General features: G+C 26.4%; 13 protein-coding genes and 1 pseudogene. All 14 read left to right on the forward strand.

What is annotated here, in order from left to right:
* Nucleotides 1-14: 14 nt before the first annotated feature.
* Nucleotides 15-1,079 carry a 3-dehydroquinate synthase gene (gene aroB, locus IC758_RS09700; protein WP_227823869.1) on the forward strand — a complete coding sequence of 355 codons (1,065 nt, stop codon included), beginning with the start codon at nucleotides 15-17 and terminating at the stop codon, nucleotides 1,077-1,079.
* A complete protein-coding gene (gene aroA, locus IC758_RS09705) occupies nucleotides 1,079-2,392 on the forward strand; it encodes a 3-phosphoshikimate 1-carboxyvinyltransferase (RefSeq protein WP_227823870.1) in 1,314 nt (437 codons plus the stop codon). The genes aroB and aroA overlap by 1 nt, the downstream gene beginning before the upstream one ends.
* Nucleotides 2,370-3,449, forward strand: a complete 1,080-nt coding sequence (aroC, locus tag IC758_RS09710) for a chorismate synthase (protein ID WP_227823871.1) — start codon at nucleotides 2,370-2,372, stop codon at nucleotides 3,447-3,449. The genes aroA and aroC overlap by 23 nt, the downstream gene beginning before the upstream one ends.
* Before the next feature lie 2 nt (nucleotides 3,450-3,451).
* Nucleotides 3,452-4,648, forward strand: coding sequence for a prephenate dehydratase (pheA, locus tag IC758_RS09715; RefSeq protein ID WP_227860932.1), 1,197 nt, complete (start codon nucleotides 3,452-3,454; stop codon nucleotides 4,646-4,648).
* A gap of 45 nt (nucleotides 4,649-4,693) precedes the next feature.
* Nucleotides 4,694-5,503: a shikimate dehydrogenase gene (aroE, locus tag IC758_RS09720; RefSeq protein ID WP_227436087.1), complete on the forward strand. Its 810-nt coding sequence runs from the start codon at nucleotides 4,694-4,696 to the stop codon at nucleotides 5,501-5,503.
* 11 nt (nucleotides 5,504-5,514) lie between these two features.
* Entirely contained in the window at nucleotides 5,515-6,048 is a 534-nt protein-coding gene (locus IC758_RS09725; RefSeq protein ID WP_227436091.1) for a shikimate kinase, read from the forward strand.
* Between the two features lie 15 nt (nucleotides 6,049-6,063).
* Entirely contained in the window at nucleotides 6,064-6,903 is an 840-nt protein-coding gene (locus tag IC758_RS09730; protein ID WP_227860933.1) for a prephenate dehydrogenase, read from the forward strand.
* Between the two features lie 367 nt (nucleotides 6,904-7,270).
* Nucleotides 7,271-7,900 (forward strand): annotated as a pseudogene (locus IC758_RS21230) (cache domain-containing protein); the annotation flags it as partial.
* A 102-nt stretch (nucleotides 7,901-8,002) separates the two neighbouring features.
* Entirely contained in the window at nucleotides 8,003-9,355 is a 1,353-nt protein-coding gene (locus tag IC758_RS21235) for a putative bifunctional diguanylate cyclase/phosphodiesterase (RefSeq protein ID WP_413927711.1), read from the forward strand.
* Between the two features lie 33 nt (nucleotides 9,356-9,388).
* Nucleotides 9,389-12,844 carry a GGDEF domain-containing protein gene (locus IC758_RS09740; RefSeq protein WP_227860935.1) on the forward strand — a complete coding sequence of 1,152 codons (3,456 nt, stop codon included), beginning with the start codon at nucleotides 9,389-9,391 and terminating at the stop codon, nucleotides 12,842-12,844.
* A 16-nt stretch (nucleotides 12,845-12,860) separates the two neighbouring features.
* Entirely contained in the window at nucleotides 12,861-13,598 is a 738-nt protein-coding gene (locus IC758_RS09745) for a YdcF family protein (protein WP_227834344.1), read from the forward strand.
* Between the two features lie 245 nt (nucleotides 13,599-13,843).
* Nucleotides 13,844-14,155 carry a DUF6442 family protein gene (locus IC758_RS09750; protein ID WP_227436109.1) on the forward strand — a complete coding sequence of 104 codons (312 nt, stop codon included), beginning with the start codon at nucleotides 13,844-13,846 and terminating at the stop codon, nucleotides 14,153-14,155.
* Between the two features lie 15 nt (nucleotides 14,156-14,170).
* Nucleotides 14,171-14,500 carry a DUF6442 family protein gene (locus IC758_RS09755; RefSeq protein ID WP_227834343.1) on the forward strand — a complete coding sequence of 110 codons (330 nt, stop codon included), beginning with the start codon at nucleotides 14,171-14,173 and terminating at the stop codon, nucleotides 14,498-14,500.
* A gap of 11 nt (nucleotides 14,501-14,511) precedes the next feature.
* Nucleotides 14,512-14,721, forward strand: a complete 210-nt coding sequence (locus IC758_RS09760) for a helix-turn-helix transcriptional regulator (protein ID WP_227860936.1) — start codon at nucleotides 14,512-14,514, stop codon at nucleotides 14,719-14,721.
* Nucleotides 14,722-15,399: the final 678 nt, after the last annotated feature.

A 15,399-nucleotide genomic window follows, 5' to 3' on the forward strand; every position in this document is an offset into this window, starting at 1 on the left:
AAGGATGGTTAAACGTGGAAGAAAAATTATTAGTTAATCTAAAAGAGAATAGTTACAATATATTTATAAAAAAAAGTATATTAAAAAATATAGGTAAAGAAATTAAAAAAATATATTCTGGAAATAAGATTTTTATTGTTACAGATGAAAATGTAGCAAAATTATATTTATATGAAGTTAAAAATAATTTGATTGAATCTGGATTTGAAACGAAAGCTATAATATTAGAAGCTGGTGAAGAGACAAAGTCATTTAATACTCTACCTAAAATATATGAAAGTTTACTTGACTTTAAGTTAACTAGAAAAGATTTGATTATCACATTGGGAGGAGGGGTAATTGGAGATTTAGGAGGATTTACAGCAGCAACTTTTTTAAGAGGTGTAAATTTTATTCAAATTCCAACATCTCTATTAGCTCAAGTGGACAGTTCTGTAGGTGGAAAAGTTGGAGTTGACCTTGAAAGGGGAAAAAACTTAGTAGGGAGTTTTTATCAGCCGAAAGCAGTATTTATTGACCCAGATGTATTATCATCTCTTCCAGAAAAATTTTATAGAGATGGAATGGCAGAGGTTATAAAGTATGGATGTATAAAAGATAAAACTTTTTTTAATAAGCTTGAAAACTTAAAAAATAGGGAAGAAGTGATGCAACATATAGAATACATTATACACAAATGTTGCCTTATCAAAAAAACTGTAGTTGAAGCTGATGAGAGAGATTTAGGAGATAGGATGCTTTTAAATTTTGGACACACACTAGGTCATGCTATTGAGAAACACTATAACTTTACAGGTTATACTCATGGAGAAGCTGTTGGTGTAGGCATGTATAAGATAACATTAGAGAGTGAAAAAAAAGGGATTACAAAACAAGGTACATCAGAGCTTATAAAATCAATTTTAATAAATTATGATTTACCTTATGATGTTGAATTAGGAGATAATAAATCTATAATAGATACTATATCTCTTGATAAAAAAAATCTAGGTGATACACTAAAAATAATACTTTTAAAGGATATTGGAGAAAGTATTATATATGATACTACTTCTAAATTTTTTCAGGAGGTAAAATGATGGGAAGCTTAAAAATATATCCAAGCAAATTATCAGGAGATGTGAAAATTCCTCCATCAAAAAGTATGGCACATAGAGCAGTTATTTGTGCTGCTTTAAGTGATGGAAAAAGTAGAATTTCTAATATAGATTTTTCTGATGATATCATAGCTACTATAAGAGCAATGATATCATTAGGAGCAACCATAGAAAAAAAAGAAGACATTTTAGAAATTACAGGAATCTACTCTAAAGAAGCAATCTTAAATAAAGAGAATCAATTGAATCAACCTAAATTGACTATAGATTGTAATGAATCAGGTTCTACTTTAAGGTTTCTGGTACCTATATCTTTAGCCTTTGATGGAGTAAAAAGATTTATAGGAAGAGGTAATCTTGGAAAAAGACCACTTAATACTTATTATGAGATATTTGACAGACAAGGCATAGAATACAACTACAAAGAAAATAAACTGGATTTAATCGTATCAGGAAAACTTAAACCAGACGAATTTAGAGTAAAAGGAAATATAAGTTCTCAATTTATAACAGGATTATTATTTATATTACCTACATTAGATAGTGACTCAAAGATAATAATTACCACTGAACTGGAATCTAAAGGGTATTTAGATTTAACTATTTCAACTATGAAAGATTTTGGGGTAGAAATTGTAAACAATAATTATAAAGAATTTATCATAAAAGGAAATCAAACTTATAAAGCTATAGATTATAAAGTTGAAGGAGATTATTCTCAAGGTGCATTTTATTTATCAGCAGATGCTATTGGAGAAGATATTAACATACTTGACCTTAAAGAAAATTCTCTTCAAGGAGATAGTGAAGTTATTGAGATTTTATCAAGGATGGGTGTGGAAATTTTAAGAGAAGACAACAAAATCAAAGGAATAACAAATTGTCTAAATAGTACTTTGATAGATGCATCTCAATGCCCAGATATAATACCCGTTTTATCTGTGGTAGCAGCTTTAAGTATAGGGAAGACGACTATAATCAATGCTGGAAGACTTAGAATTAAGGAGTGTGATAGACTTCATGCAATAAATGTTGAGTTAAGTAAGCTTGGGGCAAATATAGAAGAAAAAGAGGATAGTTTGATAATTGAGGGAGTAAGCAAATTAAATGGAGGCGTAGAGGTATGGAGTCACAAAGACCACAGGATTGCCATGACACTTGCAATTGCTTCCTGTAGATGTGATAAACCAATCATATTGAAAGATTTTGAGTGTGTATCAAAGTCTTATCCACATTTTTTTAAAGATTTTGAGATGTTAGGAGGAAGAATTGATGAGTGGAATATGGGGAAATAATTTAAAAATATCCATCTTTGGAGAATCTCATGGAAATGCTATAGGTATAAATATAGATGGTCTTCCAGCTGGCATTGAGTTAGACTTTGATAAAATTGATAAAGAAATGAAGAGAAGAGCACCAGGAAAAAATTCTATATCAACTTCAAGAAATGAAAGTGATATACCAGAAATTTTAAGTGGATATTTTGATGGAAAAACTACAGGAACTCCATTATGTGCAATTATAAGAAATAGTGATACTCGCTCAAAAGATTATGGAGAAGTTAAAAACTTGATGAGACCAGGTCATGCAGACTATACAGGTCATATAAAATATTCTGGGTTTAATGACTATAGAGGAGGAGGACATTTCTCAGGAAGAATAACTGCTCCATTAGTATTTTGTGGTTCTATATGTAAACAAATTTTATCACAAGAAGGTATAGAGATAGGAGCCCACATAAAAAAAATCAAGAATATAGAGGATAAGGGTTTTAATTATATAGACATCTCAAGACAAGAATTATTAAATTTACAAAATTTAGAATTACCTTTGCTTGATTTATCAAAAGAAGAAGCTATAAAAAATACTATTCTAGATGCAAAAAATCAGGGAGATTCAGTTGGTGGTATAATTGAATGTGCAGTAGTAGGTGTTAATGTAGGTGTTGGAAATCCGTTTTTTGATTCTGTTGAATCTACTCTATCACATTTACTATTTTCTGTTCCATCTATAAAAGGTGTAGAATTTGGATTAGGATTTGATATTACAGACATGTATGGTTCTCAAAGTAATGATGAAATGTACTATGATGAAGATACAGTAAAAAGTAAAACTAATAATAATGGTGGGATTGTTGGAGGTATTACAACTGGAATGCCAATAGTTTTTAAAGTAGCAATTAAGCCAACTCCATCAATTAGTAAACAACAAAATACTGTTAATATAAAAGATAAAAAAGATGATGTTTTAGCTATTAAAGGTAGACACGACCCTTGTATAGTTCAAAGAGCTGTACCTGTAATAGAAGCAGTAACAGCTATTGGAATTTTTGATTTGATGAAAGGACGATAATAATGGAGGATTTAACGAGATATAGAAATAAAATTGATGATATAGATAAGGAACTTGTTCAACTATTTGAAAAAAGGATGAATATAGTTCTTGAAATTGCTAGATATAAAATGAAAAATAATACTACTATACTTCAAAAAGATAGAGAAGAAAAAGTATTGAGTAAAGCAGTAGATAATCTAGAAGATAAAAAATATTCACAAGAGACTGTACAATTTTTCAATTCAGTAATGGAAGTTAGTAGAAATTTGCAAAAAAGATTAATAGATAATGATGTAGAGGAAAAAAATGAAAACAGTTCAAATTCATCAAATGAAAATTTTGATTTGTTAAATCTATATAAATATAAGTCATTAAAAAGTGAACTTAATAAAAAAAATATCCTAGTAGGATTTCCTGGTATATCAGGTTCATTCACAGAAGAAGCACTAACAAAATTTTTTAATACTCAAATCACAAAAAAACAATTTAAAGAATTTGAAGATGTCTTTATAGCACTTCAAAATAAAGAAATAAATTATGGAATAATACCTATAGAAAACTCCTCTACAGGAGCAATTTCTGAAACTTACGACCTTTTAGGAAAATATGGATTCTATATAGTTGGGGAAGAGTGTATAAAAATAAATCAAAATTTAATTGGAATAAAGGGCACAAACCTTGAAGATATTAAAGAAATATATTCACATCCACAAGGAATAGGTCAGAGTAGTGAATTTTTAAAACAAAATAGTCAATGGAAATTGATACCTTTTAATAATACAGCAACTAGTGCTGAACTTGTTAAAAGGCTTCAAGATAAAACAAAGGCAGCAATTGCTAGTAAAAAAGCCGCAACGATTTATGGATTAGAAATAATAAGTCCTTGTATAAATGATATAACAGATAATTATACTAGATTTGTGGTAATTAGTAATGAGATACACATTGAAGAAGAGTCAAATAAGATGAGTATTGTATTTTCTGTTGAGCATGAAGCTGGAAAGCTTTATAAAATACTTGGATACTTTGCTGAAAACAATATAAATATGACAAAAATAGAATCAAGACCAATGAAAAATGCTTCTTGGAGATATTTCTTTTATATAGATTTTGAATGTTCTATATATGATTCAAAAGTATGTAGCTTATTAGACATGATAGAACGTAATACAGCATACTTCAAATTTATCGGTGTATATAGAAATAAAATTGAATAGATAAATGTAATTTTTTCTTTAAACAGAATGATTGGAGGTGTAAAGATGAATTTTTTTGGTCTAATAGGTGAAAAGCTATCTCATAGCGTTTCACCTCAAATTCATAAGAGGTTATTTGAAGTATTGAATATTGAAGGTGCTTATAAGAACTTTGAGATTTCAAAAGAAAATATACCAATGTTGGATGATGCTATAAAATTATTAAGAATCAAAGGTGTAAATGTTACTGTCCCATATAAAGAAAGAGTCATGGAGTTTTTAGATTTTATATCTCCAGAAGCAAAGCGTATAGGGGCAGTTAACACCATTTTACTTAAAGAGAATAAATTATATGGCTATAATACAGATTATTTTGGACTTGACATTATGTTCAAAATAGCTAATATTGATATTCAAGGAAAGACAGCTGTTATATTAGGTACTGGAGGTGCATCTAAAGCAGCCATAACATACCTTCTTGATTCTGGAATAGATAAAGTTTATGTTTCAAGTAGAAAAAAAGATAATAAAAAGCTATCAAATAATTCAGCTATATTAATAGATTATGAAGAACTTAAGAATATAAAAGGAGATATAATATTAAATGCAACTCCAGTAGGAATGTACCCTAATATAGGATTATCACCTGTCTCAAAATCTATTATACAAAATTTTGATATATTAGTAGATTTGATTTACAATCCTAAAAAAACTTCTTTTCTAGAAATTGGTCAGAATCTAGGTAAAAAAACGTGTAATGGATTATATATGTTGGTTGGGCAAGCAATAAAATCTCAAGAAATATGGCAGAATACTAAAATAGATAATGGTGTTTTAAATATTATATATGAAGAAATAAAATTAAACTTTTTATAGGGGGATTGATTATGATAAACAAAGAAAAAGTAATATTAATAGGTATGCCAGGTAGTGGAAAAACTACAATTGGAAAACTTTTAGCACAGGAATATAATTGTAGTTTTTGTGATATGGATGATTATATAAATAAAATATCTCAAAAAAGTATAGCAGAATTATTTTTAGAAGGAGAAGATGTTTTTAGAAATTATGAAACTCAAGCATGTAGAGAACTTTCTACTAGTGATAAAACAGTAGTCTCTACTGGTGGTGGTGTAATAAAAAAAGATATTAATATAGAAATACTCAAAGAAGCAGGAATAATACTTTTTATTAATAGACCTATAGAAAAAATTTTAGAAGATATAAATATTAATTCAAGACCCTTATTACAAGATGGAAAAGAGAAATTATACAATCTTTATAATGAAAGAATAAATCTTTATAAAAATGCTGCGGATATAGAAATTTTAAATGATAAATCATTAAATGATGCTGTATATAATATCAAAAATGCAATTAATAAAAATTTTAAATTTGAATTTAATGAAAAAATAATCTAGGGGGAAATAAGAATAATGAATATTGTTGTTGTAGGATTAGGAGTTATAGGAGGTTCTTTTGCTAAGGCATTGAAAAAAGCTGGATATGAAGATGTGTTTGGAGTAGATATAGATTCTGAAACTCTGAAAAAAGCAGAAGAGTTAGAAATCATCAAAAAAGGATGTACTACAGGGAAGGAATTTTTCAAACAAGCTGATTTGATTATATTATCTATATATCCTAGATTAATTGTAACTTTTTTAGAAAATAATAAAGAGTATTTTAAAAGAGGAACTATAATTACTGATACCACAGGAATAAAAGAAGTTCTTATAAATGATGTCTTAAAAATTATTCCAGATGATATAGATTTTATATTTGGTCATCCAATGGCAGGTAGAGAAAAAAAGGGAATTGATTTTGCGAGTGATGAGGTATTTAAAGAAGCAAATTATATAATTACTCCAACTGGCAGAAATAATATAAAAAACTTGGAGTTTGTTGAGAATTTAATTTTAGAGATAGGATTTAAAAGAGTAAAAAAATTAACTGCACAAAAACATGATGAAATGATAGCTTTTACATCTCAATTACCTCATGTAATGGCAGTTGCTCTTATAAATAGTGATGAAGAAGGTAGAGATACAGGCAAATTTATTGGAGATAGCTATAGGGATTTAACTCGTATTGCAAATATGAATGAAGAACTATGGAGTGAACTTTTTTTAGGAAATAGAGATAATTTATTAAAATCTATAGAAAATTTTGAGATGGAAGTGAATTTAATAAAAGAGGCTATCTTTAATAATGATAAAAATAAACTTGTTGAATATTTTAAAACATCTTCAGTCAGAAGAGAGTATTTAGAAAAATAGACTCTTATTTAAATTATATAAATTTGAAATTACATGTAAGTGGGTATAAATATAAACAATAACATATTTAATCATATTAGTCTTATTGTTACTAATGTAATTAAATATGCTATTGCTGTATTTATACCCTTAATTTTATTATCCTATAAATAATACTTATTTAATATGTTCTTTATTAACAATTTATAAAACTCAATTGTAAAAAAGAGTTTTTAATAGTAAAATAAAGTGAATCAACTAAATATAACTAGTGGAGAGGGTGAGGTGTAGCTACTTGAAATATAGTAGGCAAATATTAAAAAGTATATTAATAGCATTTATGGTACTATTCTTTTTTAGTGTATTTGCGTTTTTTTATATAAGTAATATGGATAATGTATTAGAATATGAGACAAAGAATTATTTATCAGAAATTAGTGAAGAGAGTAAGATTGCAATTAATAGTAAGTTGAAAAGTAATTTAAATGAATTAGAAAGTATTTCTAAGTTTTTAGAAATAGAAGATAATTTTAATTTAGAAAAAACTTTAAAAATCTTGGAATCATATAATAAAAATAGTAACTATAATAATATTGGTATGATTTTACCTAATGGCAAAGGCTATGCTAAAGGTATTTTTGGAACAGATTTTTCAGATAGGGATTATTTTAAGTTGGCCATTAAAGGTACAGCTAATATATCAAAGCCTTTAATAGATAAAGATACTGGAAAATTGACGAAAACATATGCAGTCCCATTATACAATAATGGTAAAATTGTTGCTGTTATTGCAGCTGATTATGATGTTGAGTTTGTATCTGAGTTTTTGTCTATTTCAACTTTTAATGGTGAAAGTTTTTCACTTATATGTGATAGTAATGGTGAAATAATTATACCATCTTATCACAAAAATTCAAATTCAAATATTACAAATCTTTCACAAGTTAATTTTAAAAAAGCATTTACTTTTAAAAATATGAAAATATCAGATAAAGGAGTAGTAGAGGCTAAAGAATCAGGAAAAGAAATTTATATGGCATATACTTCTTTAGGAATAAATGACTGGTTTATAATATCAATCGTTCCAAAGATAGTTGTATCTAAAAAGCTAAACAATTTAATGATGATTACAATTATTGGATGGATTATACTTTCATTTTTGTTTTTAGGTGTTATACTGTACATATTATATTCAAAAGCAAAGAGTCAAAAGACTATAGAAAAAATAGCATATACAGATCTTGTAACTGGTTATTCAAATTGGCGAAAATTTGAATCAGATGCTATAAATTTACTAAGGAAAGCATCACAAAATGATAAACATGCAATGGTGACATTTGATATTGATAAATTCAAAGCAATTAATGATATATATGGCCATAAAAAAGGCAACTCAATTTTAAAAGATATTGCAGATACATTAAATAATATGACTCATGATAATGAGACTTTTGCTCGTGTTAGTTCTGATAATTTTAATATCTTATTAAAATATAATACAAAAGAAGATATAATAAATACTATTAAAAAAATCATTATTAGTAATGACTTTGTAAATTTGTCTTTTGGAATCTATGAAATTAAGGATAAGAACTTATCTATAAGTGCATATAGTGATAGAGCTTCACTTGCGAAATTATCAATAAAAAACAATAGAGATATAAATTTTGCTTTTTTTAACGATGAGTTAAGGGATAAGTTATTACTTGAAGATAAAATAGAGAAAGAAATGGAATATGCACTTGAAAATAATCAATTTATAATGTATTTACAACCAAAATACAATATTAAATCAGATAAATTTTGTGGAAGTGAGGCACTGGTTAGATGGCAATACACAGAAAAAGAATTTATATATCCAAGTGATTTTATTCCTATATTTGAAAAGAATGGTTTTATTACAAAAATTGATATGTACATACTAGAACAAGCTTGCAAAGAAATTAGAACTTTATTTGACAAAGGTATTTTACCTTTACCTATATCTGTGAACTTTTCAAGAGTTGACTTTTTAAAAAAAGATTTTATCACAAAAATAGTTAATATATGTGATAAATATAAAATACCATATAGTTTAATAGAAATTGAAATTACTGAATCTAGTATGTTTGGTGATACGGACACTCTATTTGATGTAAGTAGAAGACTTCAAGATATTGGATTTATAATTTCAATGGATGATTTTGGATCAGGATATTCTTCTGTAAATATGCTTAAAAATATACCTTTAAATGTAATCAAATTAGATAGAGGCTTTTTTATTGATGATAAGAATATTGATAAAAGTCAAATTGTTATAAAAAGTATAGTTTCGCTTATTAAACAATTGGGAATAAGAGTCGTTGCTGAAGGAATTGAAACAAAAAGTCAGGTGGAAATGTTAAGGGAAGCAAATTGTGACATTATTCAGGGTTATTATTTTTCAAAACCATTACCAGTTAAAGAGTTTGAGAAATTAGTCTATAAAATATAGGTCAATAAATTTTAATTTGGAGGTGGTAAGTAAGTGATAAGAGCAAAATCGTTGAAAAGCGTAATGAGTATTATATTAATATTTTTATTCACAATAATTTCTTTTTCTGATTTTGCATTTAAAACTAATGTTCAAGAAGAAGAAAACAATAAAGTTAGTTTAAAAGAAATATCTTTACAAAGTTCTAATGCTATAAAAATAAAGCTAGACAGTTCATTATCATTTGTTAAGAGTATAGCGAATATGGTTTCATATTTTGATACTATAGATAATCCTGAGATAATCCCGTTATTAGCTAAAATATCAAAAGAATCTGATTTTCAAAGAATATCAATTGCTTCTCCTAATGGAATAAGTCGTACTAGCGATGGGAAAGTTGTTGATATATCAAATTACCAATATTTTAAGAAAGCTATTAGTGGAGACAGTAACATATCTGAAGTAGTAAAATCTCCTATTGATGGAAAAGATACTTTTGTTATAGCTACACCTGTATACAAAGAAAATAGAGTGATTGGTGTTTTATATGGTTCATACTATAATGATAAATTAGCTGAATTCATTGACATAACAAGTTTCAACAGTGAAGGATATATAGATATATTTGAATCTAGCGGACAATTTGTTTTGAAATCTTCACATACAAATGCTATAGTTGGAGCAAGTAGTAATATATACGATATATTCAAGGAAGCTTCTTTTGATGCTGGTTATAGCTATAAAAAAGTATATGAAGATACAAAACATAAAAAGAGTGGATTTATTTCATATAAATACAAAGGTAAAGAACGTTATGCAACATACACACCAATAGGTGTAAATGACTGGTATGTTCTCTCAGTAATACCACAATATACTGTAAGAAAAAATATTGATAAAATAAATCAATTAGCATTTTCTTTAATTTGTAAGGTGTTCTTATTATTTATTGCACTAATAATATATATCTTCTATAAAAATAATAAATCACAAAAGCATATTCTAAAAGCCAATAAGGAAATATCATCTATTACAAATAGCATTCCTGGAGGAGTTCAAAAATGTACTGTTGATGAAAAATTTGAGTTTGAATTTTTAAGTGATGGATTTGTTGATTTGTTTGGTTACACAAGAGAAGAAATAAAAATGCAATTTAATAATAGTTTTTATAAAATAATACACAAAGATGATGTTGAAAGAGTAAAAAAAGAAATCTCTGAACAACTTTATAAAAATAAAACTATTGAATTGGAATACAGAGTTAGAACTAAAAGTGGTGATATAGTCTGGATATCTGATAAGGGGGAACTTATAGTAGAACCTGATGGTAAAAAATATCTTTATTGTGTTACAGTAGATATTACCAAAACAAAACAATTAGAAAAAGAAATGGAACAAAAGAATTTAGAACTTGAAATGGTATCAGAAAATATATTAGGCGGAATACTTATAACAGAATTTGATGAAGATTTTACTATACAATATGCTAACTCTGGTTATCTATCAATGATTGGATATACACGTAAACAGTTAGAAGATGAACTCCAATATAAATCATGTAATCTTGTTTTTTATGATGATAGAAAAAAGATTCTTGAAAATTTAAGACATCAGTTGATTATTGGAAATATCGCTGTAGGTGAATATAGAATAAAGAAATGTGATGGCAAGATGATATGGGTTTCTTTAAAAGGAAGGCTTATTACTGATAGTGATGATAGCAAAAAAGGAATTTGGATTTTAACTGATATAACTGATTTAAAAAATGCAGAACAAAAACTTAGAATTAATGAAGAAAGATTTAGAATTGCATTAAATCAAACATCAAATATTATATTTGAGTATGATATAAATACAAAATCTCTTGTAAATACTAATAAGAGTATGGAAAATTATAATATTGATAAAATAAATGAAAATGTTCCTTATTCCTTAGTTGAAGCAGGAATTATTTATAAAGACTTTAGTGAAGATTTTATAAAAATGTATGAGAAGATAATAAGTGGAGAAAAAACTGCAAGTTGTGTTGTTAAAATAAGAGTTCCAGATCAAGGCTACATATGGAACAAAATTACATTAACTACTATTTTTGATGAAGATGGTAAACCTATAAGAGCTATTGGGATACAAGAAGATATAAGTGAACAAAAAGAAGCAGAAATAAGATATAATCAAGCATACAAATATCATTCCGCTATATTATCAGAAGCAATAATAACCTATGAAATAAATGTATCAAAGGATATTTTTATAAGGGGTAATGAAAATTGGTATCGACAATTTGGAATTAAACCAAGCAATGACTACTCTGAAATGGTAAAATCTATATCAGAGACTGTTATTTATAAAGATGATAAAGAAGTCTTTTTAAATACATTTTTATGTAGACATTTATTAGAAGCCTATAAAAATAATATAAGTGAAATAAAGTTGGAATATAGAAGAATGAATCAAGATGATAAAATGATTTGGGTACTTTGTACAATGCATTTAATAAAAGACTCTATTACGAATGATATAAAAGCACTTGCTTATATTAAAGATATCGACGAACAGAAAAATGAAGAAATTAAATTAAAATTAAAAGCTGAAAGAGATACTTTAACAGGATTATATAATAAGGGTACTACAGAAAATCTTATTAATGATTTTCTAAATTCAGAAGAATCAAATTCAGGAATTCATGCCTTTTTAATTATTGATATAGATAATTTTAAATCAATAAATGATAATTTAGGACATGTTTTTGGAGATAAAGTTTTGTATGAAGTTTCTAAACAACTAAAGCCTATATTTAGAAATAATGATATAGTGGGGCGTATTGGTGGTGATGAATTTATAGTATTCTTAAAGAATATTCAATCTTTTGAAAATGCTAAAAGTAAAGCAGAAAAAATATGTAATATATTTAGAAATTCTTATACTGGAAATAAAAAAACGTATAAGATATCAGGTACAGTTGGAATTTCATTCGTACCAGAACATGGAGCTGTATTTGAAGAACTTTATAAAAAAGCAGACATGGCACTTTATTATGCAAAGAATAAAGGAAAAGATAAGTATTCACTTTATAATGATTGTATATGTGAAAATAAACTTGAAACCGATATAAGTAATGGTAGTGTGAAAGAAGAAAGTCTAAAAGGTGAAATTGAATATGAAGATTCTAATCTATCACTAAAAGAAGTTCTTGATTCTATTGATAATTATATATATATAGTAAATCCGAATACTTATGACCTTATTTTTATTAATAATAAGGTCTCAAATTTAGACTTAGAAATAAAAATAGGAGATAAATGTTATAAATCATTATTAAAATCTAATATTCCTTGTAATAACTGCCCGATTAATGGATTAAAAGAAAATAGAGATTCAAAATTTAAAACAGAGACAAATATATTTGGAGAAAATGTATCAATTGCAAGTTGGATTAATTGGATAGATGGAGAATATAACTGTCTTATAGAGTGCATAGATATTTCTTTATATAAAAACAAAAACAAATAAAAAGGATTATAGAAATATGATTAATTTAATATTGGGTTTAATATTTATAATTTACTATTTTTATCTTAAAATAGTTTTTGGTGGTATTTCATTTAGTGGATTTTTCTTAGTTATAGGAATACTATTAATTGTTTATCGAATCTTAAAAAAGAAAATTAAAGAAAAGAAGGTTTTTTATAAAGTGCTAAAAATACTAATTAGTGTTTTCTTAATAGTATTCATGATTACTGAAAGCTTAATAATCTTTTATCCTAAAAATAGTTTTGAGACAAAAAGTGATTATCTTTTGATTTTAGGAGCTTCTGTAAAAAAGACTACACCAAGTACTACATTGAAGGGAAGATTAAACACTGCTTTAAAATATTTAAAAGTTAATAGTGAATGCTATGTAGTAGTATCAGGTGGTAAGGGTAATGGAGAAAATATAACTGAGGCAAAAGCTATGAAAGATTATCTTGTTAGAAATGGTATAGATAGCAATAGAATAATAGAAGAATATAAATCTACAAATACTTATGAAAACTTTAAATATTCAAAGCTAAAGATAGAAGAGCATAGTAGAAAAAGAATAAAAAATATAAAAGTAAAAATTGTAACAACTGATTTTCATGTTCTTAGGAGTAAAATACTAGCATCTAGAAATGAATATAAAAATATTTCTTTTTACGCTAGTAAGTCAAAGCTTTCATTTGTTCCAACATATTATACAAGAGAATTTTTTGCAATATGGAAAACAATTGTTTTTGATAGGTGAAAGTGATATGTGACAAATAAAAATACTAGATATAAATCATAAATTTATATCTAGTATTTTTTATGTAAAAATCCAATGCAGATTTCACAGTATGAATTGACCTTGAAGAAAGGCGATAACTGGAAGATAGTAAGGTAAATCATAAAAGCGTGCATTTCTATATAAGATTTGCATACTTTTAATTTGACAATAAAACTTTGCAAAAGTTATTGACAAGTAAACTTGGCAATAAAAGGAGAATATAGATGAATAAAGAAGAAATTTTAGAAAGAAGTAGACAAGAAAAATCAGATGAGGGATATTTATTCGTATTAAATAAAGGTCAACGATATGGAACTTTATTATTTGTAGGTATAATAGTACCGCTCATTATCTTAAATCTTATAAAATTAAGAACAACTGATTTATCCTTATTATTAACTATATTATGGGGCTGGTTAACTGGGAACTATTATGGGAGTTTTAAGGCATTAAATAAAAAGAGTGGCTTTATTATCCTTCTCTCTTCTATTATAACATTGAGTAGTTTTATCTATTACATTACACAAGTATTTTAAGAAAGGGGAATTGATATGAATAAAGAAGCTGTTTTAAACAAGGCAAAATTGGAAAAAAACGAAGAATTTGAAAACACAGTAAGTCAAAAAGCTACTGCAATTGGTTCAATTGCTTTAGCGATTATTTGTGGTGTTGTTTTCGCAGTCAAAGTAGTTGTATCTGACATGAGAGGTCTTGAAAAAGTAACACCATTCTATGATATTTTAGCTGTATTAACTGGCTATGTATCAGTTGCTTATTTTGTTGTTTACAGAAAGATAAATGAGAAAAAATATTTGCTGATAAGTATAGGGGCTTTAATTATTTTTGCACTATGTATTTTTAAATTCATTTATACGTTATAGGTAGAAGTGATATGGAAAAAGAAGAATTGATATTAAAAAATAGTTTGAAAGAAGCAAGGTCAGAAGCAAAATTATCTCAATCAGCATTAGCAAAAATGGTTGGAGTATCACGTAATACTATTAGTTCAATAGAAACAGGACAATTCAATCCTACTACTAAACTTGCATTGATTTTATGCATTGCATTAGATAAAAAGTTTGAAGATTTATTTTTCTTTTAGGATGGATTAATTTATGAGAATAATAGTATGCCTATTCATAACTATAACTGCGAAAGTATTATTAACTCAACAAAGAAGAAAAGAAGTGAAAAGAGAAGCACTAATCTAAATAGATTGTAATGCTTCCCTTTTTTCTTTAAAGTACTATTGGTAAATATTCATAATATTAAGATAAATCACTATGAAAATAATTTCAAGTTTATCTTAATTATTTAAAAATATAAATGAAGCTTTCAAAAATCAATTTAGTTTACATAATATAAATATAGTTAACTTTTTAGATTCGCTTGTAGCTTAAACATCAAATTACACATTTAAATAGATTTTAAGGAAGTTTGTATGAAATATGTATAAAACATAGCGTGGTTTTATAGAGTGCATTTAAAATCCAAAATGCGGAGAGATAAATTTTGGCTGAAATTTATAAAAATGAAATTTATGAATTTAATTAAAAAAATAAAAGAAAAGTTTGCTAAAATAAAAAATAGAAACGCAAATATTTTTAATGGAAATTTATGCGATACAACGAGTCTTTAATTTGAAAAGGATTTGAATGAAAATAAAATTCGATAAATTCTTTGTGGTAGAAATATGGTATAGCTAAAACAAAAAATATAAAGTTTAAATAATTTAATGTAAAAACTATTTAGAGTGGTAAATTAATATGCTTGATTTCTA

The sequence above is a fragment of the Clostridioides sp. ES-W-0016-02 genome, from assembly GCF_020641035.1.
Lineage (GTDB): Bacteria > Bacillota > Clostridia > Peptostreptococcales > Peptostreptococcaceae > Clostridioides.

What these genes read in the sequence shown, in the direction of transcription:
- pheA (WP_227860932.1), top strand. Translation starts at nt 3,452, where the DNA reads ATGGAGGATTTAACGAGATATAGAAATAAAATTGATGATATAGATAAG.
- IC758_RS09725 (WP_227436091.1), top strand. Translation starts at nt 5,515, where the DNA reads ATGATAAACAAAGAAAAAGTAATATTAATAGGTATGCCAGGTAGTGGA.
- aroE (WP_227436087.1), top strand. Translation starts at nt 4,694, where the DNA reads ATGAATTTTTTTGGTCTAATAGGTGAAAAGCTATCTCATAGCGTTTCA.
- IC758_RS09745 (WP_227834344.1), top strand. Translation starts at nt 12,861, where the DNA reads ATGATTAATTTAATATTGGGTTTAATATTTATAATTTACTATTTTTAT.
- IC758_RS09750 (WP_227436109.1), top strand. Translation starts at nt 13,844, where the DNA reads ATGAATAAAGAAGAAATTTTAGAAAGAAGTAGACAAGAAAAATCAGAT.
- IC758_RS09755 (WP_227834343.1), top strand. Translation starts at nt 14,171, where the DNA reads ATGAATAAAGAAGCTGTTTTAAACAAGGCAAAATTGGAAAAAAACGAA.
- IC758_RS09730 (WP_227860933.1), top strand. Translation starts at nt 6,064, where the DNA reads ATGAATATTGTTGTTGTAGGATTAGGAGTTATAGGAGGTTCTTTTGCT.
- aroA (WP_227823870.1), top strand. Translation starts at nt 1,079, where the DNA reads ATGGGAAGCTTAAAAATATATCCAAGCAAATTATCAGGAGATGTGAAA.
- aroC (WP_227823871.1), top strand. Translation starts at nt 2,370, where the DNA reads ATGAGTGGAATATGGGGAAATAATTTAAAAATATCCATCTTTGGAGAA.
- IC758_RS21235 (WP_413927711.1), top strand. Translation starts at nt 8,003, where the DNA reads ATGATGATTACAATTATTGGATGGATTATACTTTCATTTTTGTTTTTA.
- IC758_RS09760 (WP_227860936.1), top strand. Translation starts at nt 14,512, where the DNA reads ATGGAAAAAGAAGAATTGATATTAAAAAATAGTTTGAAAGAAGCAAGG.